The 25960-nt window shown below is 71.9% G+C and carries 24 protein-coding genes and 2 tRNA genes; 11 read left to right on the forward strand and 15 right to left on the reverse strand.

The features are described from left to right. The first annotated feature begins 81 nt into the window (after positions 1 to 81). Together ACFO3Q_RS13775 and tadA are read left to right on the forward strand one after the other, a co-directional pair. On the forward strand, positions 82 to 2787 hold the full coding sequence (locus ACFO3Q_RS13775) for an HAD-IC family P-type ATPase (protein ID WP_377005310.1): 2706 nt from the start codon (positions 82 to 84) through the stop codon (positions 2785 to 2787). An 89-nt stretch (positions 2788 to 2876) separates the two neighbouring features. Then, a complete protein-coding gene (gene tadA / locus ACFO3Q_RS13780) occupies positions 2877 to 3371 on the forward strand; it encodes a tRNA adenosine(34) deaminase TadA (RefSeq protein ID WP_377005374.1) in 495 nt (164 codons plus the stop codon). A gap of 66 nt (positions 3372 to 3437) precedes the next feature. Here tadA and ACFO3Q_RS13785 read toward each other — a convergent pair whose 3' ends face one another. Further along, positions 3438 to 3941, reverse strand: a complete 504-nt coding sequence (locus ACFO3Q_RS13785) for a DUF2721 domain-containing protein (protein WP_377005312.1) — start codon at positions 3939 to 3941, stop codon at positions 3438 to 3440. Positions 3942 to 4001: 60 nt separating this feature from the next. Between ACFO3Q_RS13785 and orn the strand changes: the two genes are divergently transcribed. Next, positions 4002 to 4577: an oligoribonuclease gene (gene orn / locus ACFO3Q_RS13790; protein WP_377005313.1), complete on the forward strand. Its 576-nt coding sequence runs from the start codon at positions 4002 to 4004 to the stop codon at positions 4575 to 4577. A 75-nt stretch (positions 4578 to 4652) separates the two neighbouring features. On the opposite strand, the gene ACFO3Q_RS13795 is transcribed toward orn, so the two are convergent. Together ACFO3Q_RS13795 and ppsA are read right to left on the reverse strand one after the other, a co-directional pair. Then, positions 4653 to 5549, reverse strand: coding sequence for a mechanosensitive ion channel family protein (locus ACFO3Q_RS13795; RefSeq protein ID WP_377005314.1), 897 nt, complete (start codon positions 5547 to 5549; stop codon positions 4653 to 4655). Positions 5550 to 5636: 87 nt separating this feature from the next. Then, entirely contained in the window at positions 5637 to 8027 is a 2391-nt protein-coding gene (ppsA, locus tag ACFO3Q_RS13800) for a phosphoenolpyruvate synthase (RefSeq protein ID WP_377005315.1), read from the reverse strand. Positions 8028 to 8208: 181 nt separating this feature from the next. On the opposite strand from ppsA, the gene ppsR reads away from it, so the two are divergent. From ppsR to ACFO3Q_RS13815, 3 genes are all read left to right on the forward strand, one after another. After that, positions 8209 to 9030: a posphoenolpyruvate synthetase regulatory kinase/phosphorylase PpsR gene (ppsR, locus tag ACFO3Q_RS13805; RefSeq protein WP_377005316.1), complete on the forward strand. Its 822-nt coding sequence runs from the start codon at positions 8209 to 8211 to the stop codon at positions 9028 to 9030. 138 nt (positions 9031 to 9168) lie between these two features. Continuing rightward, the gene (locus ACFO3Q_RS13810) at positions 9169 to 9657 is read left to right on the forward strand and encodes a DUF1249 domain-containing protein (protein WP_377005317.1); all 489 of its coding nucleotides are present in this window, start codon (positions 9169 to 9171) and stop codon (positions 9655 to 9657) included. Positions 9658 to 9760: 103 nt separating this feature from the next. After that, the gene (locus ACFO3Q_RS13815) at positions 9761 to 10813 is read left to right on the forward strand and encodes a cytochrome-c peroxidase (protein ID WP_377005318.1); all 1053 of its coding nucleotides are present in this window, start codon (positions 9761 to 9763) and stop codon (positions 10811 to 10813) included. A 105-nt stretch (positions 10814 to 10918) separates the two neighbouring features. Here ACFO3Q_RS13815 and ACFO3Q_RS13820 read toward each other — a convergent pair. The 4 genes from ACFO3Q_RS13820 to ACFO3Q_RS13835 form a co-directional block, all read right to left on the reverse strand. After that, a tRNA-Glu gene (locus ACFO3Q_RS13820) sits at positions 10919 to 10994 on the reverse strand. A gap of 22 nt (positions 10995 to 11016) precedes the next feature. Continuing rightward, a tRNA-Ala gene (locus ACFO3Q_RS13825) sits at positions 11017 to 11092 on the reverse strand. Between the two features lie 69 nt (positions 11093 to 11161). Next, positions 11162 to 11659, reverse strand: a complete 498-nt coding sequence (locus ACFO3Q_RS13830) for a DUF411 domain-containing protein (RefSeq protein WP_377005319.1) — start codon at positions 11657 to 11659, stop codon at positions 11162 to 11164. A 44-nt stretch (positions 11660 to 11703) separates the two neighbouring features. After that, complete coding sequence (locus ACFO3Q_RS13835; RefSeq protein ID WP_377005320.1) at positions 11704 to 12342, reverse strand: copper resistance protein B; 639 nt, start codon at positions 12340 to 12342, stop codon at positions 11704 to 11706. Between ACFO3Q_RS13835 and ACFO3Q_RS13840 the strand changes: the two genes are divergently transcribed. Continuing rightward, positions 12343 to 12954, forward strand: a complete 612-nt coding sequence (locus ACFO3Q_RS13840; RefSeq protein ID WP_377005321.1) for a hypothetical protein — start codon at positions 12343 to 12345, stop codon at positions 12952 to 12954. It begins immediately after the preceding gene. Here ACFO3Q_RS13840 and ACFO3Q_RS13845 read toward each other — a convergent pair. The 5 genes from ACFO3Q_RS13845 to ACFO3Q_RS13865 form a co-directional block, all read right to left on the reverse strand. Then, a complete protein-coding gene (locus ACFO3Q_RS13845; RefSeq protein WP_377005322.1) occupies positions 12906 to 14663 on the reverse strand; it encodes a copper resistance system multicopper oxidase in 1758 nt (585 codons plus the stop codon). The genes ACFO3Q_RS13840 and ACFO3Q_RS13845 overlap by 49 nt on opposite strands. Positions 14664 to 14747: 84 nt before the next feature. Next, complete coding sequence (locus tag ACFO3Q_RS13850) at positions 14748 to 15116, reverse strand: hypothetical protein (protein WP_377005323.1); 369 nt, start codon at positions 15114 to 15116, stop codon at positions 14748 to 14750. A 46-nt stretch (positions 15117 to 15162) separates the two neighbouring features. After that, on the reverse strand, positions 15163 to 15690 hold the full coding sequence (locus ACFO3Q_RS13855) for a copper chaperone PCu(A)C (RefSeq protein WP_377005324.1): 528 nt from the start codon (positions 15688 to 15690) through the stop codon (positions 15163 to 15165). An 11-nt stretch (positions 15691 to 15701) separates the two neighbouring features. Beyond that, on the reverse strand, positions 15702 to 16262 hold the full coding sequence (locus ACFO3Q_RS13860) for a response regulator transcription factor (RefSeq protein WP_377005325.1): 561 nt from the start codon (positions 16260 to 16262) through the stop codon (positions 15702 to 15704). Continuing rightward, entirely contained in the window at positions 16259 to 17485 is a 1227-nt protein-coding gene (locus ACFO3Q_RS13865; RefSeq protein ID WP_377005326.1) for an ATP-binding protein, read from the reverse strand. Before ACFO3Q_RS13865 ends, ACFO3Q_RS13860 begins: the two co-directional genes overlap by 4 nt. Positions 17486 to 17649: 164 nt before the next feature. On the opposite strand from ACFO3Q_RS13865, the gene ACFO3Q_RS13870 reads away from it, so the two are divergent. Next, positions 17650 to 18639: a LysR family transcriptional regulator gene (locus ACFO3Q_RS13870; RefSeq protein WP_377005327.1), complete on the forward strand. Its 990-nt coding sequence runs from the start codon at positions 17650 to 17652 to the stop codon at positions 18637 to 18639. Between the two features lie 213 nt (positions 18640 to 18852). Further along, positions 18853 to 19755: an NAD(P)-dependent oxidoreductase gene (locus ACFO3Q_RS13875; RefSeq protein ID WP_377005328.1), complete on the forward strand. Its 903-nt coding sequence runs from the start codon at positions 18853 to 18855 to the stop codon at positions 19753 to 19755. Here ACFO3Q_RS13875 and ACFO3Q_RS13880 read toward each other — a convergent pair. The 3 genes from ACFO3Q_RS13880 to ACFO3Q_RS13890 all read right to left on the reverse strand — a co-directional run bounded on the left by ACFO3Q_RS13880 (position 19752) and on the right by ACFO3Q_RS13890 (position 24395). Further along, positions 19752 to 21914: a TonB-dependent receptor gene (locus ACFO3Q_RS13880; RefSeq protein WP_377005329.1), complete on the reverse strand. Its 2163-nt coding sequence runs from the start codon at positions 21912 to 21914 to the stop codon at positions 19752 to 19754. The two genes, ACFO3Q_RS13875 and ACFO3Q_RS13880, sit on opposite strands and share 4 nt — an antisense overlap. Before the next feature lie 306 nt (positions 21915 to 22220). Continuing rightward, the gene (locus ACFO3Q_RS13885; protein ID WP_377005330.1) at positions 22221 to 23471 is read right to left on the reverse strand and encodes a hypothetical protein; all 1251 of its coding nucleotides are present in this window, start codon (positions 23469 to 23471) and stop codon (positions 22221 to 22223) included. Positions 23472 to 23579: 108 nt separating this feature from the next. Then, positions 23580 to 24395, reverse strand: coding sequence for a DUF3693 domain-containing protein (locus ACFO3Q_RS13890; protein WP_377005331.1), 816 nt, complete (start codon positions 24393 to 24395; stop codon positions 23580 to 23582). A gap of 142 nt (positions 24396 to 24537) precedes the next feature. Between ACFO3Q_RS13890 and ACFO3Q_RS13895 the strand changes: the two genes are divergently transcribed. Both ACFO3Q_RS13895 and ACFO3Q_RS13900 read left to right on the forward strand, forming a co-directional pair. Next, complete coding sequence (locus tag ACFO3Q_RS13895; protein ID WP_377005332.1) at positions 24538 to 24690, forward strand: hypothetical protein; 153 nt, start codon at positions 24538 to 24540, stop codon at positions 24688 to 24690. Between the two features lie 293 nt (positions 24691 to 24983). Beyond that, complete coding sequence (locus tag ACFO3Q_RS13900; protein ID WP_377005333.1) at positions 24984 to 25940, forward strand: replication initiation factor domain-containing protein; 957 nt, start codon at positions 24984 to 24986, stop codon at positions 25938 to 25940. The last annotated feature ends 20 nt before the right edge of the window (positions 25941 to 25960 follow it).

Consider the following 25960-nt stretch of genomic DNA (forward strand, 5'->3'; position numbering starts at 1 on the left):
CCCCGCGCGCGCATCATCCGGACGAGGCGGGGATGCGCCCCGATGCGCAGGCCACGCCTCCTCACCAGGACAGGAGCCAGCATGGACACTTCCGAGGCGCGCGATCCCGCCAGCGACCCCGCCTTCCACGCCCGCCCTGCGGAGGTCGTGCTGCAGGCGCTCGGGTCCGGCCACGACGGCCTGGACCCGAACGAGGCCGCGCGCCGGCTGGCCACGCACGGGCGCAACGAACTGCCGCAGGCGTCCGGGCGGCACCCGCTGCTCCGCTTCCTGGCCCAGTTCCACAACGCGCTGATCTACTTCCTGCTCGCCGCGGCGGTGGCGGCCGCCCTGCTGGAACACGTGCTCGACGCCGTGGTGATCGTCGCGGTCGTCCTGGTGAACGCCATCGTCGGCTTCGTGCAGGAGGGCAAGGCCGAGCGCGCACTCAACGCCATCCGCGGCCTGATCGCCAGCGAGGCGCAGCTGCTGCGCGGAGGCAGCCGCACCGGCGTGCCGGTGTCGGAGATCGTGCCGGGCGACATCGTGCTGCTGGAGGCCGGCGACCGGGTGCCGGCGGACCTGCGCCTGGTGCGCGCGCATTCGCTGCGGGTGGAGGAGGCCATCCTCACCGGCGAATCGGTCGCGGCCGAGAAGCACGTCGCGCCCGTCGCCCACGACGCGGTGCTCGGCGACCGCCACTCCATGGCCTATTCGGGCACCTTCGTGGCGGCGGGGCAGGCGGTGGGCGTGGCCGTCGGCACCGGCATGCGCACCGAGATCGGCCGCATCAGCGCGATGCTGCACGAGGTCCAGACCCTGACCACGCCGCTGCTGCGCCAGATCAACCGGTTCGGCACGCGCTTCACCTGGCTGGCGCTGGCGATGTCGGCCCTGCTGTTCGCGTTCGCGGTGGCCGTGCGCGGCTATCCCTGGGTGGACGCGCTGGTCGCGGTGGTGGCGCTGGCGGTGAGCGCGATTCCCGAGGGCCTGCCGGCGGTCATCACCATCACCCTCGCCATCGGCGTGCAGCGGATGGCGCGGCGCAACGCCGCCATCCGCAGGCTGCCTGCGGTGGAGACGCTGGGCTCGACCTCGGTCATCTGCTCCGACAAGACCGGGACCCTCACCCGCAACGAGATGACCGCGACGCGGCTGGAGACGGTCGCCGGGCGCGTCGTGGCGAGTGGCTCCGGCTATGCACCGGAGGGCGGGCTCGAAGCGCAGGCGCCCGGCGCGCTCGAGGCCGCGGCCCCGCTGGTGCGCGCGGCACTGCTGTGCAACGACGCCGAGCTGGTGCGGAAGGACGGGCACTGGGCGGTCCAGGGCGACCCCATGGAGGGCGCCCTGGTGGCGCTGGCGATGAAGGCGGGGCTGGATCCCGCAGCCACCCGCCGCGCGTGGCGACGCGTCGACGCCATCCCCTTCGATGCGCGCTACCGCTACATGGCCACGCTCAACCGCGAGGGCGACGCGGCCTGCGTCTTCGTGAAGGGCGCGCCCGACGAACTGCTGCAGCTCTGTACGCTGCAGGCGGACGGCGCGGACGGCGCGGTCGCGCTCGACGCCGCCGCGTGGAGCGCGCGGATCGCCGAGGCCGCAGCGCAGGGCGAGCGCGTGCTCGGCTTCGCGGTGAAGACCGTGCCGGCGGACACTGCGCGGGTCGACCACGACGACTTGGCCCAGGGTCTGGTCTTCGTCGGCCTGGTGGGCTTCATCGACCCGCCGCGCCCGGAGGCGGTGGCGGCCATCGCCGAATGCCGCGCGGCCGGCATCGCGGTGAAGATGATCACCGGCGACCATGGCGACACCGCCGCCGCCATCGGCCGCCAGCTCGGCCTGGGCGAGCGCTCGCGCGTGCTCACCGGGCGCGATCTCGACGCCATCGACGACGCCGCGCTGCCGCAGGTGGTGGCGGAGACCGACGTCTTCGCGCGCACCAGTCCCGAGCACAAGCTGCGCATCGTGCGCGCGTTGCAGTCCACGGGCGCGGTGGTCGCCATGACCGGCGACGGCGTCAACGACGCGCCCTCGCTCAAGCAGGCGGACGTCGGCATCGGCATGGGCCTCAAGGGCACCGATGCAGCCAAGGAAGCCTCGGAGATGGTCCTGCTGGACGACAACTTCGCGTCCATCGTGGCCGCCGTGCACGAGGGCCGGGTGGTCTACGACAACATCCGCAAGGTGACCTCGTGGACGCTGCCCACCAACGGCGGCGAGGTGCTGGCGGTGCTCGCCGCCATCCTCTTCAACTTCGCCATGCCGATGTCGGCGGTGCAGATCCTGTGGGTGAACCTGGTGACCTCGGCGACGCTCGGCCTGGCCCTGGCGTTCGAGCCCGCCGAGCCCGACGTGATGCGGCGACGGCCGCGCCCGCCGGGGCAGGGCCTGCTCTCGCCCTTCATGGTGTGGCGCGTGGCGCTGGTCTCGCTGCTGTTCACCGCTGCCGCGCTGGGCGTGTTCTTCTACGGCCTGACCCACGGCGACGACCTGGCGACCGCGCGGACCATGGTCGTCAACACCATCGTGGTGCTGGAGATCTTCTACCTGTTCAACGTGCGCTACCTGCACGTCAGCTCGTTCAGCTGGCGCGGCATGCTGGGGACGCCGGCGGTGCTGGGCGCGGTGGCGGTGGTGGTGGTGGCGCAGCTCGCCTTCACCTACCTGCCGGCGATGCAGCGCCTGTTCGACACCCGCCCGCTGTCGCTGCTCGACGGCCTCGTGATCGTCGCGCTCGGCGCGGCGCTGATGGTCGTGCTGGAGATCGAGAAGCGCGTGACGCGGCGCATGGGCTGGGGCAGGGAGTAGCCGCCTGCCGGCCTGCGGGGCGGGGCCGTATCATTGCCGCCCGCCCACCAGGCTCCGCCGCCGTGCCCCCGACGCCCCTCCCGCGCCCGCTGCCCGCGGCCGCGCCCGCCGATGCCGAGACGGACGCGCGCTGGATGCGCCGCGCCCTGGCGCTGGGCGAGCGCGCGCAGCGCGAGGACGACGAGGTGCCGGTCGGCGCGGTGGTGGTCGACGCCGAGGGCCGCCTCGTCGGCGAGGGCTGGAACCGCAACATCACCGAGCACGACCCGACCGCGCACGCCGAGATCGTCGCCATGCGGCAGGCCGGCATGCGGCTCGGCAACCATCGCCTGGTCGGCTGCACGCTCTACGTCACGCTGGAACCCTGCACCATGTGCGCCATGGCGATGATCCACGCGCGCGTGGCCCGCGTCGTCTACGGCGCGACCGATCCCAAGACCGGCGCCGCCGGCAGCGTGTTCGACGTGCTCGGCGATCCGCGCCACAACCACCGGCTGGCGGTGCAGGGCGGCGTGCTGGGCGAGGAGGCCGCGGCACGGCTCACCGCCTACTTCCGCGCCAAGCGCGCCGCGCGTCGCGGCTAAGTCGCTGCGGCGCTCTGCATCGTAGGAGCGGCTTCAGCCGCGACCGAAGCCCGCACCCGCCACGCTCTAGTCGGGGCGCCTGTCGCCGCCGTCGATGGCCTCCAGCGTGTCGCGGGAAAGCTCCTCGCGCAGTTCGAGGTCGAGCATCTTCAGGCCCAGCCGGGCCTCGCGGCCCATGCAGACCGAGGCGCCGAACATCAGCAGCACGCCGATGATCGCGAAGAACGTCGGCAGGTGCGCCAGGCGGTAGCCGAGGAAGCTGTCCGCGGCGATCGCGAGGCTGGTGCAGACGAAGGCGCTGAGCGACCCGTACAGCAGGCGCAGCGCCGAGAGCGCCAGCGTCGAGCGCTTCCTGTGCGTCACGATGCGCGCCTCCATCTGCCGGCGCTGCTCGCCCTGGGGCGTTTCGCGCAGCTTCGCGAGATCCACCCGCATGCGGTCCACCACCCGCGCCAGCCGCGCGTTGGACGACATCAGCATGGAGCTGGTCGCGGTGAGGAAGAACGCCGGCGTGATCATCGAGGAGATGACGGTGTAGTGCGCGGGGTCCATGGAGAAGGGCGTCGGCATGGGCGGGCATGCTGTGGGGCTGCCGGTATGATGCGCGCTGGGACCCACATCCGCGAGCACATGAGCAACCCCGTCATCTCGAGCGACAGCCACCTGATCTGGATCGACCTGGAAATGACCGGGCTGGATCCGGACACCGATTCGATCCTCGAGATCGCCACGCTCATCACCGACCGCGAACTCAACATCATCGCCGAGGGCCCCGAACTCGCCATTCGCCATCCGCTGGAACGGCTGGAGGCCATGGACGAGTGGAACCGCACCCAGCACGGCCGCTCCGGCCTGTGGCAGCGGGTGCTGGAGTCGGGCGTGGACATGGTGGAGGCGGAGACGCGGACGCTGGACTTCCTCGCGCAGTGGGTGCCCGAGCGCAAGTCGCCGATGTGCGGCAACTCGATCTGCCAGGACCGCCGCTTCCTCTACCGGCTGATGCCGCGGGTGGAGCGCTGGTTCCACTACCGCAACCTCGACGTCTCCACGATCAAGGAGCTGGCGCGGCGCTGGGCGCCGGACATCGCCAAGGGCTACTCGAAGGAGTCCGCGCACACGGCCCTGTCCGACATCCGCGACTCGGTCGCGGAACTTCGCCACTACCGCCCGTTCATGGGCCGGCTCGGCGGGCTTCCGGGGGCCTGACCCGCGCGGAAGGGCGGCCGCGGCCGCGCGCCGCCTGTCCGCAGGAGCGCCCTCGGCCGCGGCCGGCGACCGGCCTCACTCGCCTCCGGGCAGCGGCGCCTGCGGCCCGCGCTGCTGCGCGATCCGCTCCACGACCGGCTGCGCATCGCCGTTGTGCAGGTAGAGGTGCATGTCGCGCTGCGGGAAGGGAATGCTGACGCCGGCGCGGTCGAAGCCGAGCTTGATGCGCTCGGTCAGGTCGCACCTCACCGCGAACCAGTCCGCCTTGGCCACGAAGCAGCGGATGCCCAGGTTGACGCTGTTGTCGCCGAGCGCGTAGACCAGCACGTCCGGCGGCGGCGTGTCGAGCACGCGCGGGTCGCTGGTCATGGCCTCCAGCGCGACGCGCTTGGCCGTGGCGATGTCGTCGCCGTAGCCGATCCCGATCACCAGCTCGACGCGCCGCGTCGGCTGCGCCGTCAGGTTGACGATGGGCTGGGCGGTGATGAGGTTGTTGGGGATGGTGAAGCTCTGGTTGTCCGGCCCCGACAGCACGGTCTGGAAGATGCGGACCTGCTGCACCGTCCCGGTCTGGCCGGCCACGGTCACCACGTCGCCGGCGCGGAAGGGGCGCAGGGTCACCAGCATGACGCCCGCGGCGATGTTGGACAGCGAGTCCTTGAGCGCCAGACCGATCGCCAGGCCGGCCGCGCCGAGCACGGCGACCAGGGACGTCATCGGCACGTTGATCGCGGTCAGCGCGGTGGCGATCACGAGCACCACGCCCACCACGTAGACCACGTTGCGGAGGAAGGCGGTCAGCATGCCGTCCACGCCCGCGCGGTCGAGCACGCGCGGCAGCATGCGGTGCGCGAGCAGGCGCGCCACCCACATGCCGACCAGCAGGATGAGCAGGGCCGCGATGAGGTGCAGGCCGAAGTCGAGCAGGCGGTCTTCCCAGTCGGAGGGCAGGGCGCCGAGGAAGGCGTTCATGGCGTGGCTCCTGGTGGTGGTGTGGAAACGACGACGCCCCGCCGGGCAGGGCGGGGCGTCGGAAGTCGGGCCCGGCGGCGCGTCGCCTCAGGCCGCCGCGGCGCCGCCTTCGGCCTTGAGCTTGGCCAGGCGCAGCCACGTGTCGACGACGGTGTCGGGATTGAGCGACATCGACTCGATGCCCTGCTCGAGCAGCCACTCGGCGAGATCGGGATGGTCGCTCGGCCCCTGGCCGCAGATGCCGACGTACTTGCCCTTCTTCTTCGCCGCGCCGATCGCCATCGCCAGCATCTTCTTGACCGCCGGGTCGCGCTCGTCGAAGAGGTTGGCGACGATGCTCGAATCGCGGTCGAGGCCCAGGGTGAGCTGGGTCATGTCGTTCGAGCCGATCGAGAAGCCGTCGAAGATCTCGAGGAACTCCTCGGCCATCAGCGCGTTCGAGGGGACCTCGCACATCATGATGATCCTGAGGCCGTCCTTGCCCTGCTCGAGCCCGTGCTTCCGCAGCACCTCGATCACGCGCCGGCCCTCGTCGAGGGTGCGCACGAACGGGATCATGACCCAGGCGTTGGTGAGCCCCATGGTCTCGCGGACCTTGCGCATGGCGCGGCACTCGAGCTCGAAGGCGGGCTCGAAGGAGGGATCGACGTAGCGGCTGGCGCCGCGGAAGCCGATCATCGGGTTCTCCTCCTCGGGCTCGTACTTCTCGCCGCCGATGAGGTTGGCGTACTCGTTCGACTTGAAGTCCGACAGGCGCACGATCACCGGCTCCGGCGCGAAGGCCGCGGTGATGGTGGCGATGCCCTCGGCCAGGCGGTCGACGTAGAAGCCCACCGGGTCGGAGTAGCCGGCCATGCGCTCGTCGATGCGGCGGCGGGTCTCGGCGTCCTGGCGGTCGTATTCGAGCAGGGCGCGCGGATGCACGCCGATGTGCGAGGCGATGATCATCTCCAGCCGCGCCAGGCCTACGCCCTTGTGCGGCAGCATGGCGAAGTCGAAGGCGCGCTCCGGGTTCGCCACGTTCATCATGATCTTGAGCGGCGCCGGCGGCATGTCGGTGAGGTCCGCGGTGATCCGCTCGAATTCCTGCCTGCCCTCGTAGATGTAGCCGGTGTCGCCCTCGGCGCAGCTCACGGTCACCTCGGCGCCGTCCTCGATGGCGTCGAGCGCGTTGCCGCAGCCGACCACCGCGGGCACGCCCAGCTCGCGCGCGATGATCGCCGCGTGGCAGGTGCGGCCGCCGCGGTTGGTGACGATGGCCGAGGCGCGCTTCATCACCGGCTCCCAGTCGGGATCGGTCATGTCGGCGACCAGCACGTCGCCGGGCTGCACGCGGTTCATGTCCTTGAGCGAGCGGATCACCTTCGCGGTGCCGGCGCCGATCTTCTGGCCGATGGCGCGGCCCTCGACCACGACCTCGCCGCGCTGCTTCATGCGGAAGCGCTCGATCTGCTGCGCGTTGCTGCGCGACTTCACCGTCTCCGGGCGCGCCTGCACGATGTAGATGCGGCCGCTCTCGCCGTCCTTCGCCCACTCGATGTCCATCGGGCGGCCGTAGTGCTTCTCGATGGTCAGCGCCTGGCGCGCGAGCTCGTGCACGTCCTCGTCGGTGATCGAGAAGCGGTTGCGCAGCTCGGCGGGCGTGTCCTCGTTGCGCACGCGTTCGCCCGGCGCGTCGGAATAGACCATGCGGATCTGCTTGGAGCCGAGCTGGCGGCGCAGGATCGCGGGCTTGCCCTCGCGCAGCGTGGGCTTGTAGACGTAGAACTCGTCCGGGTTCACCGCGCCCTGCACGACGTTCTCGCCCAGGCCGTAGCTGGAGGTGACGAACACCACGTCCGGGAAGCCGGACTCGGTGTCGAGGGTGAACAGCACGCCGGAGGCGCCGATGTCGGAACGCACCATCAGCTGCACGCCGGCGGACAGGAACACTTCCTCGTGCTTGAAGCCGTGGTGCACGCGGTAGGCGATGGCGCGGTCGTTGTAGAGCGAGGCGAAGACCTCCTTGACCTTGATCACCACCTCGTCGGCGCCGGCGATGTTGAGGAAGGTCTCCTGCTGGCCCGCGAAGCTGGCATCGGGCAGGTCCTCGGCGGTGGCCGAGGAGCGCACCGCGACGGCGACGTCGTGGCCGCCGGCCTCCTCGCACAGGCGCGCGTACGCGGAACGGATCTCGCGGTCGAGCGCCTCGGGCAGCGGCGCCTCGATCACCCAGCCGCGGATCTCGCGGCCGGCCTCGGCAAGCGCGTCCACGTCCTCGGTGTCGAGCGTGGCGAGGCGGTCGAAGATGCGGGTGGACAGGTCCTTGTACTGGATGAACTCGCGGAAGGCGTCCGCGGTGGTGGCGAAGCCGCCGGGCACGGAGACGCCGAGGTTCGACAGCTCGCTGATCATCTCGCCCAGCGAGGAATTCTTGCCGCCCACCTGGGCCAGATCGGCCAGACGGAGTTCATGCAGCCAAAGCACGTGCGCGTTCAAAAGACGCTCCTGATAAGGGGTCGGAAGAGAGGGGCGCGACCGGCGCGAAGCGCCTTGGCCGCGTATGATGCGGGTCGCCTTCACGGCATACAAGCTTGATCCGGCGCGCTTTTTGTAGTGTCGCGCAGGCGCGGGTCAATGCCCCGTGAGAGTTTTCACCCTTCCTTGCTTTCCCCTCGCCATGACCCAGCCACGCCCCGTCTTCTACGTCTCGGACGGCACCGGAATCACCGCCGAGACGATCGGGCACAGCATGCTCACGCAGTTCGGCGACATGCCGTTCGACACCCACCGGATCGCCTTCGTGGACTCGGTCGGGCGCGCGCAGCAGGCCGCCGATCGCATCCGCGAGGCGGGCGAGCGCGCGGGGCTGCGGCCCATCGTGATCAACACTGTGCTCGACGGGAACCTGAGCGCGGTGCTCGCCGGCAGCGGCGCGCTCATCCTCGACGTGTTCGCGCCCTTCATCGCGCCGCTGGAGCAGGAACTGGGCGTGGCCTCGCAGCCGCGCGTGGGGCGTGCGCACGGCCTGGTCGACTTCGCCGCGTACGAGCGCCGCATCGAGGCGACCAACTACGCGCTGAGCCACGACGACGGCATGGACGTGAACTACGACGAGGCGGACCTCATCCTCGTCGGCGTGTCGCGCTCGGGAAAGACGCCGACCTGCCTCTACATGGCGCTGCACTACGGCGTGGCGGCGGCGAACTACCCGCTGACCGAGGAGGACCTGGAGGGCGCCGAGCTGCCGAAGCGCCTGCGCCCGCACCGCCGCAAGCTGTTCGGCCTGACCATCGATCCGGTGCGGCTGGCGCAGATCCGCCAGCAGCGCAGGCCGGGCAGCCGCTATGCGGAACCCGACCAGTGCCGGCGCGAGGTGGCGGCGGCTGAACTGCTGTTCCGCAACGCGGGCTTGTCCAGCCTCAATACGACCCATACATCGATCGAGGAGATCGCGAGCAAGGTGCTCTCGACCCTGGGGATCCACCGACACCTGTTCTGAGCGGGCGCCAGCGCCGCCGGTCCGTGGCGGCGGCCAGGGCGTCCATGGACGAGGACGGATCGCGCGGCGCCGGAGCGGGCCGCGCCCGCCAGCATACGCGCGTTGCGCCCCTCGTCCAGCCATGCCTAGCATCCGCCCATGTTGATCGCCGAAAAGACCAGGCTTCCCTCGCGCGTCGGCCGCTTCGCGTGGCTGATGGGCCTGTACGCCGAGAACCACCAGCGGCTGACGCGCATGTTCGCGCCCGTCGCGCTCGCGCCGGGCGCCTACGTCTCGCGGGTGGGCGACGGTCTCGACCTGCGCCTGGAGGTGCTCGAGCGGCATCCCTACACGCTGGAGATGCGCCTGAGCTATGCCATGCCCGACCCGGTGACCGGCGCGCCGGATCCCTCCGCGCACGTGCGGCACTACCTCGACGCGCGGCAGACCGAGGCGACCCACTGCTACGTCGGCAGGCGCTGGCAGGACGTGATCGGCCTCGATGCGCCGTCCAGGGTGGTCTTCGACCACCGCCTGCGCATGAACACCTTCCTCGGCAAGTGGCTGCAGTACCTGGCCGAGCAGGGCCACGGCGCCTATACCCTGCGCTCGGCCGAGCCGGCCGACCCGCTGCTCGCCGCGGTCTGAGGGGCGCGATCCGGGCGGGATCCCGCGGGCGGCTTGATCGTGATCAAGGCGCGCCGCCGCGCGCCGACGTGTACTGGGGCGGTCCATCCAACTGGAGCGCCCGATGTCACCGAGCCGCATCGCTTCCGCCCTGCTGCTGGCGCTGTGCCCGCTGGTCGGCCACGCCGACGACACGCTGCACGCCACCGCGACCACGCTGTTCAAGCCCATTCCCGAGCGCGGCGAGGACGCCCTCGCGCGCACGGTGACCCCGGCGGAGATCGAGCTGGGGCACATGCTGTTCTTCGAGCCGCGCCTGTCCCGCAGCCACGTCATCAGCTGCAACACCTGCCACAACGTCGGCACCGGCGGCGCCGACAACGTGCCCGCGTCCATCGGCCATGGCTGGCAGCGCGGCCCGCGCAACTCGCCGACGGTGTTCAACGCGGTGCTCAACATCGCCCAGTTCTGGGACGGCCGCGCGCAGGACCTCATGGAGCAGGCCAAGGGGCCCATCGCCGCCTCGGTCGAGATGAACAACACGCCCGAGCGCGTGGTCGCGACGCTGCGCAGCATGCCGGCCTACGTCGAGGCCTTCGCCGCGGCCTATCCGGACGATCCCGATCCCGTGAGCTTCGACAACGTCGCGCGTGCGCTCGAAGCCTTCGAGGCGACGCTGGTGACGCCGAACGCGCCCTTCGACCGCTACCTCGCCGGCGAGACCGACGCGCTCGACGCGCGCGAGCGCGAGGGCCTGCGCCTGTTCGTCGATGCCGGCTGCGCCGCCTGCCACAACGGCGTCAACCTCGGCGGCATGGCCTATTTCCCGTTCGGCGTCGTGCAGCGTCCGGGGGCGGAGGTGCTGCCTGAGGGCGACAAGGGCCGCTTCGTGGTGACCCAGACCGCGAGCGACGAGTACGTGTTCCGCGCCGCGCCGCTGCGCAACGTCGCGCTGACCGCGCCGTACTTCCACAGCGGCGAGGTCTGGGAGCTCGAGGAGGCCGTCGCCATCATGGGCAGCAGCCAGCTCGGTCGCGAACTCGACGCCGGCGAAGTGGGCGCCATCGCAGCCTTCCTTCGTACGCTGACGGGCGAGCAGCCGCGCATCGAACATCCGCTGCTGCCGCCCAGCACCGCCGCGACGCCGCGTCCCGACCACGGCGTCGCCGAACACTAGGGGAGGGGAAGGGGCGCACCGGGGGGAGTCCGGTGCGCCCGTTTTCCGGTTGCGGAACGCAGAAACGAGAAGACCCGCCGGAGCGGGTCTTTTCGTTCTTCTGGATGGCGTCCCCACGGGGATTCGAACCCCGGTCGCAACCGTGAAAGGGTTGTGTCCTAGGCCTCTAGACGATGGGGACTTGAGACATCCAGCTTTTTGAGTGGTGGAGCCAGCCGGGATCGAACCGGCGACCTCTACAATGCCATTGTAGCGCTCTCCCAGCTGAGCTATGGCCCCACGTGCTGGAAAGACGAATAGCTTACCGGGCGGTGCCGGAAGTCGTCAACGGGTTCGGGCGTTCTTTCTTCACTTTTCTTCGTTGCCCTCGCCATGGCGGGCGAACACGGTGGCGCTGCCGTCGTCGGCGACGAGCAGGGTCGCGTAGGGCTCGACGCGGCCGTCGACGGTCTCCATGCCCGGCGAACCCAGCGGCATGCCCGGCACGGCGATGCCGCGCGCCTGCGGGCGCTCGGCCAGCAGGCGGTGGATGTCGCCCACCGGCACGTGGCCCTCGACCACGTAGCCGTCGATCTCGGCGGTGTGGCAGGACGCCATCGACATGGGCATGCCGAGCGCCTGCTTTTTGACCGCGCCGAGTTCGTGGGTGTCGCGCACCCGCACCTCGAAGCCCGCGGCCTCGAGGTACTCGATCCACTTGCCGCAGCAGCCGCAGGCGGGCGACTTGTGGACCGTGACGGGCGGCAGTCCGGCGCGGGCTTCGGCGGCGGCGGCGGGGCCGCCGGCGAGCGCCGGGGCCACCGCGCAGGCGGCCACCGCGAGGGCGAGGGCGAAGAAGCGGGACATGGGTTGTTCCTCGTTGAACAGGGGGCGCGTGGACGCCAAGGATGTCAGAACCAGACGCGAAGGCCTGCGACCAGGCGTGCATCGCTGTGTCCGCGGCCGGCGTCGCGCGCGAAGTCGGCGGTGCGGCCGAAGCTGCGTTCCCATTCGATGCCGAGGTAGGGCGCGAACTCGCGGCGGATCTCGTAGCGCAGGCGCAGCCCGGCCTGGGCCGACGACAACCCCGAGCCGATGCCCTGCGCCGCGTCGCTGCGGCCGTTGAGTTCGAGGCCGAGGCTCGGCTGCAGGACGAGGTCCTGGGTGAACAGGAGTTCGTACTCGACCTCCACCTCGGCCGAGACGTGGCCGCCTTCCTCGACGAAGGCGGTCGCCTCGATCTCGAAGAAGTAGGGCGCCAGCCCGATCACGCCGAGGGCGGCCGCGCTGCGCGAGGGGCCCGGTCGGGAACGATGGCGGACGCCGGCGACCATGTCCCACCACGGCGAGACCGGCCTGCCCCACAGCGCCTGCAGTTCGGCGTGCTCTGTCCGGCCGCCGCTGCGGGCGCCGTGGCTGCGCAGCCACAGGCGGCCGTCGTCGCGACCGAGCCAGGCCTTCGCGCTCCAGGCGAGGGTGGCGTCCGGCTCGGTGTTCTGCCACTCCAGGCGGTCGAACCGCACGTGGACGTTGAAGGGGTTGTCGTCCATGTGGCCGTGCTGGCCGCCGTGGGCCATGTCGTGCGGGCCGAGGTCGGGGAAGGCGGCAGCACGATCGGCATCCGTGATCGGCGGCAGGTTCGGCCCTGCCTGCGCGGCGTTCGCCTGCGGGTGGTGCGCGTGGTGGTGGTCGTGATGGCCGTGGTGGTGTTGCGCGGATGCCGCGGGTGCGCGAGACGGCTGTGCCTGCGCCGGCGCGTGTCCGGTGTGCCCCACATGGCTGGCATGGGGGGCGTGTGCGGCGTCATTCTCGCCGCCGGTGGACGGCGGTGCGTCGTCGGCGTGCCCGTGGTGTGCGTGGTGTCCGTGCGCGCGGTGGTGCGCGTGGGCGTCGTGGCTTTCGGGATGTGCGGAGGCGCCGTGGCGATGGGCGGCGTGTGCGGCGTCCGTGGCCGCCTGCGGCCGTGCTTCCGCGGCAGGGCCGGCCAGCGCGACGAGCAGCGCAGCGGCGAGCAGGGCGGGATGCGGATGCCGCAGACGCGCGGCCGGGGTTCGGATCCCCGTGGGGACGCCGCCCCCGGTCCGTGCCTGGTGGGCAAGTGCGACGAGCGCGTTCATTCGATCACCCGCACTTCCCGGAACATGCCGGCTTCCATGTGGTAGAGCAGGTGGCAGTGGAAGGCCCAGCGGCCCAGCGCATCGGCGGTGATGCGCAGGCTCCGCCGCGTGCCCGGCGGCATGTTGACGGTGTGCTTGCGCACCAGGAAGGCGCCGTGCTCGTCCTCGAGGTCGCTCCACATGCCGTGCAGGTGGATGGGGTGCTCCATCATGGTGTCGTTGACCAGCGTCAGGCGCAGGCGCTCGCCGTAGCGGAACACCAGCGGGTGGGCGTCCGAGAACTTCACGCCGTCGAAGGACCAGATGTAGCGCTCCATGTGCCCGGTGAGGTGCAGCTCGATCTCGCGGCCCGGTTCGCGGCCGTCCGGGTCCGGGAAGCTGCTGCGCAGGTCGGCGTAGGTGAGCACGCGCCGACCGTTGTCGCGCAGGCCGATGCCCGGGTCGTCCAGACGCGGGCGCGGCGTCATGGTCTGCATGTCCACGGCGTAGTTGCCCGACTCGCTGGCGGGGTGGGCCTGCATGGCGCCGTGCCCGCCATGCGCGCCGTGTCCTGCGTGCGGGGGGGCGGCGTGATGCGCGTGCGCGTCCGCCTGCGTGCCGTGATCGCCGTGATGGTCGTGGCCCATGTCGGCCATGGTGAGCAGCACCACCCGGTCCGGTTCGGGCACCGGCGCGGCGAGGCCGGGCCGGGTCGCCAGCGTCGCGCGCGCGTAGCCGCTGCGGTCCATCGCCTGGGCGAAGATCGTGAACGCCTCGGCGCTGCCGTCCGGCTCCACGATGACGTCGTAGGTCTCGGCGACGCCGATGCGGAACTCGTCCACCGTCACCGGGCGCACGTACTGGCCGTCGGCGGCGACCACCGTCATCTTCAGGCCCGGGATGCGCAGGTCGAAGAAGGTCATCGCCGAGCCGTTGATGACGCGCAGGCGGATCCGCTCGCCGTGCCGGAACAGGCCCGTCCAGTTGCCGTTCGGGGTGGTGCCGTTGATCAGGTAGGTATAGGTCGCGCCGCTGACGTCGGCGAGGTCGGTGGGCGACATGCGCATCCGGCCCCAGTCGCGGCGGTCGGCGAGGGTCTCCCGCCAGCCCATGGTGCGCACGTCGCGCAGGAAGTCGCCGACGGTCCGCTCGTTGCGGTTGTAGTAGTGCGCCTGCTTCTTGAGCTTGGCGTAGATGCGGCGCGGGTCCTCGTCGGTCCAGTCGCTCAGCATCACCACGTAGTCGCGGTCGTAGGCGAAGGGCTCGGGGGCGATGGGGTCGACGATCAGCGGGCCGTAGTGCCCGATCTGCTCCTGGAAGTTCGAGTGGCTGTGGTACCAGTAGGTGCCGCTCTGGCGCACGTCGAAGCGGTAGGTGAAGGTCTGTCCCGGGTGGATGCCGGTGAAGCTCAGTCCCGGTACCCCGTCCATGTCGGCAGGCAGGAGGATGCCGTGCCAGTGGATCGAGGTGTCCTCGGCGAGCCGGTTGGCGACGCGGATGGTGACGCTGTCGCCCTCGCGCCAGCGCAGGACCGGCGCGGGGATCGAGCCGTTGACGGCGACCGCGCGGACCGTGCGGCCGGTGAAGTCGACGGGCAGGCTGTCGACGACGAGGTCGAACTCGGAGCCCGCGAGGACGGTGGGCTGGCCGGGGCCGGCGAGCGCCCAGACGGGACGGACGGGAGGCGCGAGGCCGGCGAGGACGCCGCCCGCGGCCAGGCCGCCGACGAAGCGGCGGCGCGAGGCCCGGATGGGCCCCGGCGAATCGGAATGCATGCTGTGACTCTCCACTGGCGGCGCTGGCGCCGCGGGTACTCGGCCGCTGCGCAGGCGCGGCGGCCGGCCGTCGATCGGGAGCGTCTAGCCGATGGGAGGGCGGACCTCGGGCGAGTCGTGCAGCGAGGCGTACGCATCGGGATGCGTGGACGGCGCCGCGCCGCGAAGGCGCGCCAGGGCGTCGGGCGGGCGCGCCAGCACGAGGACCGGCGCGGACTGGAGCTGCATGCACAGCGCGCGGCAGGCCTCGCCGTCGTCGCAGCAGCCCCCGTGGCCGTCGACGGCCATGGGAGTGCCGTCCTGCGGGGCCGGCGCCGGGTCGTGGCAGTCCGTCGAATCCGGCGTCGGCGCGGGAACGGCGGGCAGGTGGCTCGCCGCCCAGGCGCTGGCGCCGGCGCTGAAGATCAGCGCCAGGCAGAGCAGCAGGTGGAGGAACGTGCGGCGGGCGGACATGGCCGGCATAGCCTGCGGGCAGGGCGCCCCGCTTGCAACGCCGCGGTCAGTGGCCGTGGTGGCGGTGGGCGCTGCCGGCGTCGCCCGCGTCCTCGCGCTGCGGCAGCGGAGCGGCCCAGTCCTCGCCGCAGGCGTGGACCACCACCTCGACCGTGCCGGGCAGGCCGTCCTCGACCGGATCCATCAGCATCAGGTGCAGGCCGCCCGGCGCAAGCTCCAGCGCCTCGCCCGGCGCCACCTCGATGGCGTCCAGGCGCCGCATGCGGCTGACGCCGCCGGACTCCTCGGTCGCGTGCAGCTCGACACGGGCGAAGGCGGGCGAGGACACCCCCTCGATCTCGACGGGCTCGCTGCCGGCGTTGTGGATGGTCAGGTAGCCGGCCCGGACCGGCGCGACCGGCGGTGCCGGGGCCAGCCAGCCGTCGACCAGGTGCAGGACGCAGCCCTCCTGCAGCGCAGGCGCCGGGGCGGCGGCCTGCGGATCGGGCGCGCGGTCCGGGTCCGCGGACGGAGTCCGGTCGCAGGCGGCCAGGGCGAGGAGGGCAGGGAAGGCGAGGAACGGGCGCAGGTGCATGGCATTTCCAGTCAATCGATGGTGCGGCGCTCGGGGCCGGGACGCTTGGCGAGCTTGCGCTGCAGGGTGCGCCGGTGCATCCCGAGCAGGCGCGCGGCCCCCGAGATGCTGCCGCCGCTGGCCTGCAGCGCCTGCTGGATATGTTCCCACTCCAGGCGCCCGAGCGGTGTCATGGTGTCCTCGATCTCGACCTCGGCCGGATCGGCGGCGCCGGCGTCCTCGTCGAGCGCGCGGAGGATGGCGTCGAGCGTGGTCGGCTTCGGCAGGTAGTTGTCCGCGCCGCGCTTGATCGCCTCCACGGCGGTCGCCACGCTGGCGTAGCCGGTGACCAGCAGGATGCGCATGTCGGGCCGCAGCGCGCGCAGCGGCGCGATCAGGGCGAGGCCGGAATCGTTGCCGAGCTTGAGGTCGATGAGCGCGAAGTCGGGCCGCTCGGCCTCCGCCGCGGCGAGGGCGGCCGCCGCGTCGTGGGCGATCCCGCTGTCGATGCCGCGCCGCGCCAGCGAGCGCTGCAGGGTGCGGGCGTAGAGGTCGTCGTCGTCGACGATCAGGCCGCGGCGGTGGGGGTTCATGCGGACGCCTGCTCCAGTGGAAGTTCGAAGCGGACGCGCGCGCCCGGGCCGTCCGCGGGCCCCATGGACAGCTGCCCGCCGAGCCGCTCCACGGTCGCGTGCGACAGCGCCAGGCCGACGCCGAGCCCGTCCGGCTTGGTGCTGCGGAACATGCGCGCGGGCAGCGGCGCGGCGTCGTCGTCGAAGCCGGCGCCGTAGTCGCGGACCTCGCCGACCAGCCGTCCTGCCGCCTGCGTCAGGTGCAGGTCCACACGCGTGCTGCCGGCGCGCGCGCTGGCGTCGGCGGCGTTGTTGAGCAGGACCTGCAGGAGGTGGCCGACGCCGGGATCGACGCGCGCGGCGGTCGGCGGCAGCTCGCCCCCGCGATGCAGGTCGACGGCCGGGCGCACCAGTTGCCAGCGCGCGACGATCCGCTCGATGTCCACCGTCGCAGGCGCGCCCTCGGCGTGGGCGGGCGCGGCCAGCTCGCGCACGCGGTCGCGGCAGACGTCGACGATCCTGCGCATGGCCGCGCAGTCCTCCAGCACCTCGGCCGGCAGGGAATGCTCGCCGAGGTCGTCCAGCATGAGGGTGAGGGTGCCCAGGGGCGTGTTGAGCTCGTGCGCGACCGACGCGGCATGGGTGGCAAGCGCGATGATGCCCTCGTCCCGCGCGAACTGCTCGCGCAGGCGGGCGAGTTCGCGCTCGCCCTCGCGCAGCGCCCCGGCGAGGCGCGTCAGGAAGAACAGCACGACGCCCACCGAGACCAGGACGTTCGCCACCATGCCCCAGAGGTGCAGGTCGTAGCCGACGACGCCGTGCGCATGCGGCAAGGGCTGCCCGGCCCAGGCCGAGACCGCGTAGCCGGCGAGGCTGGCGGCGCCGGTGGCCCACACCCAGCGCAGCGGCAGCGCGAGGGCGGCCAGTGCGATGGGCATCAGGAACAGCGAGCTGAAGGGATTGCCGACGCCGCCGCTCCAGGCCACCAGCCAGGCGAGCACGACGATGTCCACGCAGACGTGCAGGAAGCCTTCCAGCGACGACGCCTCGCGCGCCTGGCGGCCGCGCCAGTGGGCGTAGAGGTTGAACAGCGCGAGTGCGCCGATGCCCGCCCACAGCGGGCCGGTGTGCAGCGGCAGGTGGAGCGCGCGGTCCACGACCAGCACCGTCACCGACTGGCCGGCGACGGCCACCCACCGCAGTCGCGCGAGCGTGTCGATGAAGGAGGGCGGGCGTGCGGACATGAGGGACAAGGATAGGGGCGGCGTGCGGAAGGCCGCCATGGCCGCCTGTCGCACGGCGCGGCACGCGAGGATGCGGGGCCGCGCCCGGCGCGCCAATGCGACGCAGGGTCGCACCCGGAGACGGTGCCTCGTCCGCTGCAGTAGGCTGACCGCGGAGGTGACGAATGGACCGGACGGATACGCCTGCCTCGAGCGCGCACGGGCAGCCGCTGCCGCTGTCGCGGCTGACGCAGCTCGACCTGCTGCGCGCGTTCGTCGCTGTCGGGCGCACCGGCAGCGTCACCGCCGCCGCGGCCGGACTCTGCCTGACCCAGTCCGCGGTCAGCCGCCAGCTCAAGGCCCTGGAATCGCGGCTGGGTGTGGTCCTGTTCCGCCGCGAGCACAGCGGGATGCAGCTCACGGTCGTCGGGCGGCGTCTGTTCGACAGGCTCGACCCCTGTTTCCTGGGGCTCCAGCGTGCGCTGGGCGCGGTCCTGCCCGAGCGGCGGCGGGCCGAGGTCGTGGTGAGTGCCGCGGTCGGGGTCGCGGGCCTATGGCTGATGCCTCGTCTGCCGCGCGCCGGGGCGGCGGTGCCCGGCGTCGACCTGCGCATCTCCGCCAGCGGCCGCGTGCTGTCCTCGCTGCGCAGCGAGGGCGTGGACCTGGCGATCCGCTTCGGCCCTCCGGCCACGGACGGCGAACTGCTGTTCGAGGAGTGGGTGGCGCCGGTGGTCGCACCCGGCGTGGACCCGGCCGGCATGCGCCTGCTGGAACTCGACGGCTGTCCCGGTTGGCTCGGCTGGGACCACTGGGCAGGCGCGTGGCGGGGGCTCGCCCGGCGCCATCGGAGGCGGCTGACGTGCAGCAATGCGGACCAGCTCGTCCACGCCTGCGTCGCCGGCCAGGGCATCGCGGTCGGCCGGCTCGCGCTGATCCACCCGCTCGTCGACGCGGGACGCCTGGTCCTGCTCGAGCGCCCGGTGCGTTCGCCGACGCGGCATGCGTACCGCCTGCTGATCGCCGATCCCGCCTCCCCGGATGCGCTGGAGGTCGCGGCCTGGCTGCGCGACGAGGCCGAGGCCACCCGTGCCGCGCTGGACGCCTTGGTCCATTCCCGCGGGGAATGGGCGCATGCGCCGGAATCATTGGCGCAGGAGGCGCTGCCCGGCGGTTAATGCGTCGCCGGACGTGACGGCGGACGCAGGAGCGGGAATGGAGCGGGTACTGGTGACGACCGGCAGCAGGCCGGGGCGGCGCGCGCGCCTTGCGCCGGCCTTGGCGATGGGATGCGGCGGCGGGCCGGGGGAGGTGTTGGTCGCCATGCTCCGGTCGCGCCCGGCGGAGGCGTGCTGCACGACAGCCAGCGCCATCGGCCCCGGAGGCGGGCGATGAGCGGCACTGCTCGCCCGGTCGGCTTCATCGGGCTCGGCCGCATGGGCGCTCCGATGGCGGGCAATCTCCTCCGCGCCGGCCACGATCTGCTCGTCTGGAACCGGACCCGCGCCCGTGCGGAGGCCCTGGCGGAGGCTGGCGCCAACGTGGCCGACACCGTCGCCGATGTCTTCGCACGCTGCGGGACGGTGATCCTGATGCTCTCCGACGCCGATGCCGTGGATGCCGTCGTCGGTCGTGGGTCGGCGGCCTTCGATGCGCGGGTGCGGGGCCGGCTGCTGCTCAACATGGGCACCTTCGCCCCGGACCAGTCCGCCGCCCTCGCCAGGGACGTGGAGGCAGCCGGAGGAGGCTACGTCGAGGCGCCGGTCTCAGGCTCGCGACGTCCCGCGGAGGAGGGCCGACTGCTGGCCATGACGGCCGGTGCCCCGGAGGCCGTGGCGCGGGTCGGGCCGCTGCTGCGCGCGATGTGCCGCGAGACCTACCACTGCGGGCCGGTGCCCGCCGCGCTGACGATGAAGCTCGCGGTCAACACTTACCTGATCACCAGCGTGACCGGTCTTGCGGAGGCCTTCCGGTTCGCCCGCGGTCATGGCCTGGATCCGGCGCTGCTGGGGCGGATCCTGGACGACGGCCCCATGGCGAGCGAAGTGTCGCGCGGCAAGGTCGCCAAGCTGGTCGCCCGCGACTACGACGCCCATGCGGCCGTCGCCGACGTGCTCAAGAACAACCGGCTCATCGCCGAGGCCGCGGTGCGGCGCGACCTGCGCCTGCCCCTGCTGGAGGCCTGCCTGCTCCTGTTCTCGCGCGCCGAGCGGCTCGGCTACGGGGGCGACGACATGGCGGCGGTGGTGGAGGCGCTGGAGGGCGCGGCGCCGCAGGAGCGCCGCCCGGTCTAGAGATCGAGGCGAAGTGCGAGCTCGACGCTGCGCGGCTCGCCCAGGTAGAGCATGGGCGTGCCGGTGACGTGCGTCGCGTGGACGCGGTCGCCCAGGTTGCGGCCACGCAGCGTCAAGGACAGCCCCGGCTGCGGCTGCCAGCGCAGGAAGGCGCCCCAGACCGCATAGCCGGCCACGTCCATGGTGTTGGCGGCATCGGCGTAGCGGCGGGACACGGCGCGGCCGTCGGCGCCGAGCGTCCATCGCGGCGACAGCGCATAGCTCAGCCACAGGTTGCCCACGCGCGCCGGTGTGTTGGTCGGGCGGTTGCCGGCGTGGGAGACGGCCACGTCGCCGACCTGCTGCACGAAGACGTCGAGCTGCGCGTCCACCCAGGCCAGGTTGCCGTCGATGCGCAGTGCGTCCGTCGCCTGCAGGCCGAAGGCGGCCTCCACGCCGCGCGAGGACTGCTGCCCCACCGGCAGGGTCCGGCCCGGGTCCTCGGGATCGGCGATGGCGAGGTTGGTGCGCACGATGCGGTAGGCGGCGAGCGTCGCCCAGCCGGCGCCGTCGAGCAGATCGAACTTCGCGCCGGCCTCCACCTGGCGGCCGCGGCTGAGGTCGAAGTCCTGCAGGTTGGCGAAGCTGGCGGTGCTGAGGATGCCGGCCGGCGGGTCCGCCGAGGTCGCGAACTGCGCGTAGAGGTTGGCGTTAGGCGTCGCCGCAAAGGTGAGGCCGGCGCGTCCGGTGGTCGGGCGGTAGCTGCGGTCGAAGCGCGCGGGGTTGGTCGCGCTCGGGGTGCGGTGGTTGACCACGTCCAGCCCGATGCGGTCGTGGCGCAGGCCGGTCAGGAGCGACCAGCGCTCGCCGAAGCGCGTCAGGTTCTCGACGAACAGCGCCTGCGTGTGCAGGCGGTTGGTGCGGTCGGGATCGAAGCCCGGGCGCATCCCGGGCAGGTCGAAGAAGCGCCCCGGCGTCGTCGCGTCCGGCGCCACCACGTCGAGGGTGCCGGAGAGCGAGCGCGGGAAGCGCGTCTGGCGGTTGAAGCTGGCATCGAACCCGGCGCTCCACTGCGAGGGGAGCGCGCCGAGGCGGCCCTCGTGCCGCCACTCCAGGCGGTTGCCGTACACGGCCTGGTCGTGGCGCTGGAGCAGGGCGCCCGAACGCTCGATGCCGGTGTGGTCGGCGGTGGGCCGGTAGGTCTCCATGTTGCGGTAGTCCCGCAGCGCGTCGTAGTGGTAGACGGTGTTGCGCAGCGAGGTCGTCGCGGTCGGCGTCCACTCGGTCAGCGAGCGTGCCCAGACCACGTCCTGGCCGTAGTAGCCGTCGCCGACGTTGTAGTTGCGGCGGGCCGTCCCCGGCAGCAGGCGCAGGCGACCCGTCGCGGGCTGGGCGACCGGCGAGCCCCAGTAGGGCCGGTGCGCGTCCTCCTGCTGGTGCTCGAGCGCCAGGGTGTGCGTGAGCGTCGGCGTGAGCCGCCCGTACCAGGAGAACGCGGCCACCCACGCCTCGCGCTCGGCGCGGTCGATCCAGCCGTCGGTCGTGCTGTGGCCGAGGTCGAGGCGGACCGCGTGGTCGCCGCCGGCGAGCCTGCGGTTCACGCCGCCCGCAAGCGTCCGGCTCCCGAAGCTGCCCATACCGGCGAGCGCCTGCACCCGGTCCCGCGACGGGTCCGCCAGCCGGGTGACGTAGTCGATGGCACCGCCGACCGCACCTGCGCCGTGGAGGAAGGTGGCCGGCCCGCCGACCGCCTCGACGCGCTCGTAGATCCACCCGTCGACAGGACGCGCAGCGATGGCGTCGTACTGCACGCCGATCCCGTTGAACAACTGCGCGATCTGGCTGCCGGAGAAGCCGCGATAGGTCACCGCGTTGCCGTTGCCCGGCGGCGAGGCGACCGACAGGCCCGGCACGGCGAACAGGGCCTCCTGCGTGTTCCGCACGCCCCGCGCGTCCAGCGTGGCGCGGTCCACGACGGTCACCGTGGCCGGCAGTTCGCGCAGGCGGACGTCGAGCCTGCTCGCCGCCGCGGCGCTGCCGTCCAGGCCGGCCTCCGCCTGTCCGACGACCTCGATGCGGTCCAGTCGCCGCGCGTCCTCCTGGGCCGAGGCGAACGCGGGCAGGGCCGCCGCGCAGGCAAGGGCGAGCGGGCGGAAGGACGGGCGGGCGAGGCGGGTCATGCGGGCGCGGAGGAGCCGGGAGGGCCCGCAGGATGCGGGTGGCGCGGGGACAGGCCAATGCGACCTGCTGTCGCACCGGCCCGGGCAACTGCCGGACCGGCGTCGAGGCGGCAGGCATGTTTCCCCGATGGCCGCGAGACGCGCGGGGGCGACGGGGGCGCCCGGCTCCGGGACGGCGGGGCGCACCGGCGCGCATGCGCCGTCAGAACTCCCCCCGCAGGCCCATCGAGCCCTTGATCGAGCTGCCGTGGCCGAGGTCGTCCAACAGCGTGGTGAATCGCCGGGCAGCGGCAGGCGGCAACGGGTTCAGCGCCGCCCGGCGCGCGCGCCGCGCAGGACCGGGCTGCCGTCCTCCACATCCGTCCAGACGAGATGCGCAGCGCCCGCATGGACGGCGAGGCGGGGCAGGCCGCTCGCGCGACCGCGCGCAGCCAGCCTGGCGACGTCGACCCGCTCGTGCTCGTCGAGTTCGGAGCCGAAGCGCGCGAGGCGCAGCGTCTGGCCGTCGGGGCGTTCGACCAGCCAGGCGAGCCAGAGGGCATCGTCGGCCGCTTCCAGGGCCACCCGGCCGAGCACCTCGGTGCCCTCGGCGACGGAGACCGGCGTTCCGAAGCTGGCGCCGGCGTCGTCGGAGCGGGCGATGCGGATCTCCGGCGTTCCCGCCGCCTCCGTGTACCAGGCGACCCAGACAGTATCGCCATCTGTGGCCACAGCGGGCCCGTTGACCGGGCAGCCCGCGATCCGCCAGCCGTCCGGATGCACCAGGGCCGGGGCGGTCCACGTCTCTCCGTCGAAGCGCGTCAGGCGGATGTCCCGCACCTCTTCGTCGTCGCGTCCGCGATACACGACGACGACGCCGGAGGCGGTGAGGGCGGAGTCGGTGGTGCAGCAGTCGCAGGTCGAGGCATCGAGCGGCCATTCCGCACGGGTTGCGCCATCGGCACCGAGTACGGCGGCGCGCAGCATCATCGCCCCGCCTCCGTGCCCGTGGGCGTGGTGCTTGCCGGCGTGCGCGGGGTGGCTGCTCTTCTGCCGGCTGTCGAGCCAGGCCATGCCGAGGCGGTCGTCGCGCTGCGACCAGAAGGTCACGAAGCCGTGGTCGCCGCGGACGTGTTCCAGGTTGACCATCCGCGGTGCCGACCAGGTCGCGCCCCGGTCGCCGGAGCGGACCACGTCGATGCCGTAGTCCATCCGCCCCGGCCCCGTGCTGCGCAGCCAGTGCGCCCACAGCGAACCGTCCGGCAGCGCGTGCACGTGCGGCGTGTCCGCCCAGTTGACGAACCAGTCCGCGCCCTCTGCGATGGTCAGCGGCGCGTTCCAGCGTCGTCCGTCGGGCGTCCGCGCGAGCCGGAGGCGATGGCCGTCGCCGGTCCGTTCAAGCCAGCTCAGCAGCAGCCCGCCCTCGGCGTCGCGGACCAGGTCCGGCTGCCCGCCCATCGTCGCCGGCAATGCCCAGGACTCGACCTGCAGCGTGCCCGGCGCGCCGGGTCCGCCCGCGGAGACCGGCGGGCCGGCCAGGGCGGCGAGGCCCAACAGGGTCGTGAGCAATCGGGGCATGGGCGGGCGAGGGCAGTGGGAGGGACGGTGATCATCAGGATGCCCGCGTGCGCGCAACGCATGCATGCGACCGGCTGTCGCAGCACCCGCGGCCGTCGCGGGCGATCTTCACTCCGTGCCGACGGCAGCCGCGCGATAGCTGCGCATTGGGCCGCGCCACGGGGCGGAGGCCGACGGAGACGCCTCATGGATGAACAGCGACAGCACCGGCCCGGAGCCAGCGCAGCGCCGCGCGCGATCACCACGTTCGAAGTGCGCCGGATACCCGGCAGCCGCATGTGGGAGGTCTGGATGGGCGACCACCGCGGCCGGACCCTCTACGACAGCGAACCCGAAGCCCGCACCGGCGCCCTCGAATGGGCCCGCAGCTGGCGCGCGACCAGCGGCGAGGACGTCAGGGTGCGCGTGCGGATGCAGTAGCGGGCGCAGGCTTTCATCACCGGTGCAGTCCTTCATCAAACGCGCAGGACCGTCGGATCTGGGGCATGCTCGCAGACGTCTCCCGTGCTTCGCATCACGCGCGCAGCCAACAAAGCGATACTTCGCATAATATATATTCGAGGAGCACGTTAAGGTTGGCTTGTCAAGCCCCTCCGCGCGGCCCGGTGGGGCGTAGCCGCCCAGCACGAAAGCCAGCCCGACCGCCGCGGCGACCGGGCTCAACCTTTCCAATGCTGCGGCCCACAGCTTCCGTTCTGTCTTGTCGGTCGCTTTCTCGACATGGATGCGCAGCATCCACGTCGGGCCGTCCTCGCCAGATGCATCGCAAAGCTGCGCAATTCGTTCATCTGGCATCGGCACAGTGCCGCTTTTCCAGCCGCTAATGAGTGACGGCTTGACCTTCAACAGCCGCGCGATATCCGCGTCGTTGTTGAAGGAGCGAGCTTTCTTCACTTTGTCAAGTAGCTCCCGCTGGGCGGTCATCTTCAAGAATCCTTGACTGTTCAATCTTCCCTGACTATACAAGGCCCAGCCTTCAAGAATTCTTGAAGGCCGGCCGCCCCGGCCACCCCTCCCCTGAGTGGCTGGGGCGGCCCTCGGGGCAGGGATTAGATCGGGGGATCGCATGAAGGCTTTCGTCGGTTCGTTCTTGTGGGCGTGCGCAGTGGCGTTCGGCATGGAGGGGGAGTGGGTGCACTTCGCCGTTTCTGCTGGCGTCGGCACGCTGCTGGTGGTCAGCGCGTTCCGTGACGCCCTGAGCGTGGGGCGCGTGCTGTGAGCCTCACGGAATCCATGTCCCCGGATCGTTGCCCTGAGTGCCGCGCTCGGCTGGACGCCAGCGGCGACTGCGGCGGCTGTGGGGCGACCGCCGAGTGGTTGGCCGATGCCGCCGAGTTGATGGCGCCCTATGGCGCCGAGGAAATGGACCACGCCCCGAGGGGGTCCAATTCTGCGACGGCGGCCGGCCCGTCTAGTAACACGGGCCCTAACCGGAGGTGCAACGTTCGGGGCTCGCGGAAGCGGAAAGAGAAGCATGAATCTCTCCCGTCCGGCGTCCGCCAGGACGGCGTGTTGATCGACGCGCTTGCCGTCACGCTGCCCGGTGCCGAGGAGCTTGTTGAGGAGTTCGGCCGCGAAGGTCTGCCGCAGCGCATCGTGCGCTCGATCTTCGGCGGGTCTCTCCATGCTGGGGAATTCGAGAACCGGGGCTTCCTCGGTTACGACGAAAGCGCACGCATCCTCAACGACGCTGGCGAGCCCGTGGGCTGGGTCGGCATTGGCGGTCAGCGGGACACGATCCACGTTTCGATGATGGGCGCGGGCTGTGCGCTCGTCCGGGACTGGCATCGCGTCGCGTCGAGCCTCGCCGTGTACAGCGCGAAGATCACGCGGTGCGACCTCGCGTACGACGACTACACCGGCGAGCATTTCAGCGTGGCTCACGAAATCGCCCGCGTGCAGGCGGGCGAGCGGGTAAGGGCCCGGGGCGCTGGCGCGCCGCCCAAAAACTGGTGGATGCAGCACCTAGATACCGGCGTCGGCGACTCGCTGTACGCGGGCACGCGTGGGGACAAGCTCCTCAATATCTACGAGAAGGGCAAGCAGCAGGGCGACCCGACATCCCCGTGGGTGCGGGTCGAGGTCCGCTTCTGGAACAAGAAGCGTGAGATTCCGTATGGCGTGCTAACGGCGCCGCTGGGCTATCTGCGCGCCGCGTACAACGTGTGCGAGCGGGTGCCGGGGGATTCCTGCGAGCGCATCCGGACCATCGCCGCGACCGTGGAGTGCAACGCGAAGGCGTGGGTGCAGTGGATGGGCCGTCAGGTCGGCGGCTCGCTCGATCTGCTGATTCAGTCGCTCGGGCTGGATCAGGCAATGCATTACGTAACCGAGCACATCGCACGACGATCAACGCCCGTGCGGTTCAAGGCGAAAGCACCAACGGCCGAGGCGTTGCGGTCGTACATCAGAGAAGGGCTAAGCGATGCTCGCAGCCGCGATCAGGTGGGCGCTCTTTGTCCGGCGTGATGCCACCCAACACAACAAGT

It is taken from the genome of Coralloluteibacterium thermophilum (genome assembly GCF_042654365.1).
Taxonomy (GTDB): Bacteria; Pseudomonadota; Gammaproteobacteria; order Xanthomonadales; family Xanthomonadaceae; genus Coralloluteibacterium; species Coralloluteibacterium thermophilum.

Excerpts from the sequence above, each read along its gene's own strand:
- ACFO3Q_RS13775 (WP_377005310.1), top strand. The coding sequence starts at position 82 with ATGGACACTTCCGAGGCGCGCGATCCCGCCAGCGACCCCGCCTTCCAC.
- ACFO3Q_RS13785 (WP_377005312.1), bottom strand. The coding sequence starts at position 3,941 with ATGCCGACGCCCTTCTCCATGGACCCCGCGCACTACACCGTCATCTCC.
- orn (WP_377005313.1), top strand. The coding sequence starts at position 4,002 with ATGAGCAACCCCGTCATCTCGAGCGACAGCCACCTGATCTGGATCGAC.
- ACFO3Q_RS13795 (WP_377005314.1), bottom strand. The coding sequence starts at position 5,549 with ATGAACGCCTTCCTCGGCGCCCTGCCCTCCGACTGGGAAGACCGCCTG.
- ppsR (WP_377005316.1), top strand. The coding sequence starts at position 8,209 with ATGACCCAGCCACGCCCCGTCTTCTACGTCTCGGACGGCACCGGAATC.
- ACFO3Q_RS13810 (WP_377005317.1), top strand. The coding sequence starts at position 9,169 with ATGTTGATCGCCGAAAAGACCAGGCTTCCCTCGCGCGTCGGCCGCTTC.
- ACFO3Q_RS13815 (WP_377005318.1), top strand. The coding sequence starts at position 9,761 with ATGTCACCGAGCCGCATCGCTTCCGCCCTGCTGCTGGCGCTGTGCCCG.
- ACFO3Q_RS13830 (WP_377005319.1), bottom strand. The coding sequence starts at position 11,659 with ATGTCCCGCTTCTTCGCCCTCGCCCTCGCGGTGGCCGCCTGCGCGGTG.
- ACFO3Q_RS13835 (WP_377005320.1), bottom strand. The coding sequence starts at position 12,342 with ATGGACGACAACCCCTTCAACGTCCACGTGCGGTTCGACCGCCTGGAG.
- ACFO3Q_RS13845 (WP_377005322.1), bottom strand. The coding sequence starts at position 14,663 with ATGCATTCCGATTCGCCGGGGCCCATCCGGGCCTCGCGCCGCCGCTTC.
- ACFO3Q_RS13850 (WP_377005323.1), bottom strand. The coding sequence starts at position 15,116 with ATGTCCGCCCGCCGCACGTTCCTCCACCTGCTGCTCTGCCTGGCGCTG.
- ACFO3Q_RS13855 (WP_377005324.1), bottom strand. The coding sequence starts at position 15,690 with ATGCACCTGCGCCCGTTCCTCGCCTTCCCTGCCCTCCTCGCCCTGGCC.
- ACFO3Q_RS13860 (WP_377005325.1), bottom strand. The coding sequence starts at position 16,262 with ATGAACCCCCACCGCCGCGGCCTGATCGTCGACGACGACGACCTCTAC.
- ACFO3Q_RS13865 (WP_377005326.1), bottom strand. The coding sequence starts at position 17,485 with ATGTCCGCACGCCCGCCCTCCTTCATCGACACGCTCGCGCGACTGCGG.
- ACFO3Q_RS13870 (WP_377005327.1), top strand. The coding sequence starts at position 17,650 with ATGGACCGGACGGATACGCCTGCCTCGAGCGCGCACGGGCAGCCGCTG.
- ACFO3Q_RS13875 (WP_377005328.1), top strand. The coding sequence starts at position 18,853 with ATGAGCGGCACTGCTCGCCCGGTCGGCTTCATCGGGCTCGGCCGCATG.
- ACFO3Q_RS13880 (WP_377005329.1), bottom strand. The coding sequence starts at position 21,914 with ATGACCCGCCTCGCCCGCCCGTCCTTCCGCCCGCTCGCCCTTGCCTGC.
- ACFO3Q_RS13885 (WP_377005330.1), bottom strand. The coding sequence starts at position 23,471 with ATGCCCCGATTGCTCACGACCCTGTTGGGCCTCGCCGCCCTGGCCGGC.
- ACFO3Q_RS13890 (WP_377005331.1), bottom strand. The coding sequence starts at position 24,395 with ATGACCGCCCAGCGGGAGCTACTTGACAAAGTGAAGAAAGCTCGCTCC.
- ACFO3Q_RS13895 (WP_377005332.1), top strand. The coding sequence starts at position 24,538 with ATGAAGGCTTTCGTCGGTTCGTTCTTGTGGGCGTGCGCAGTGGCGTTC.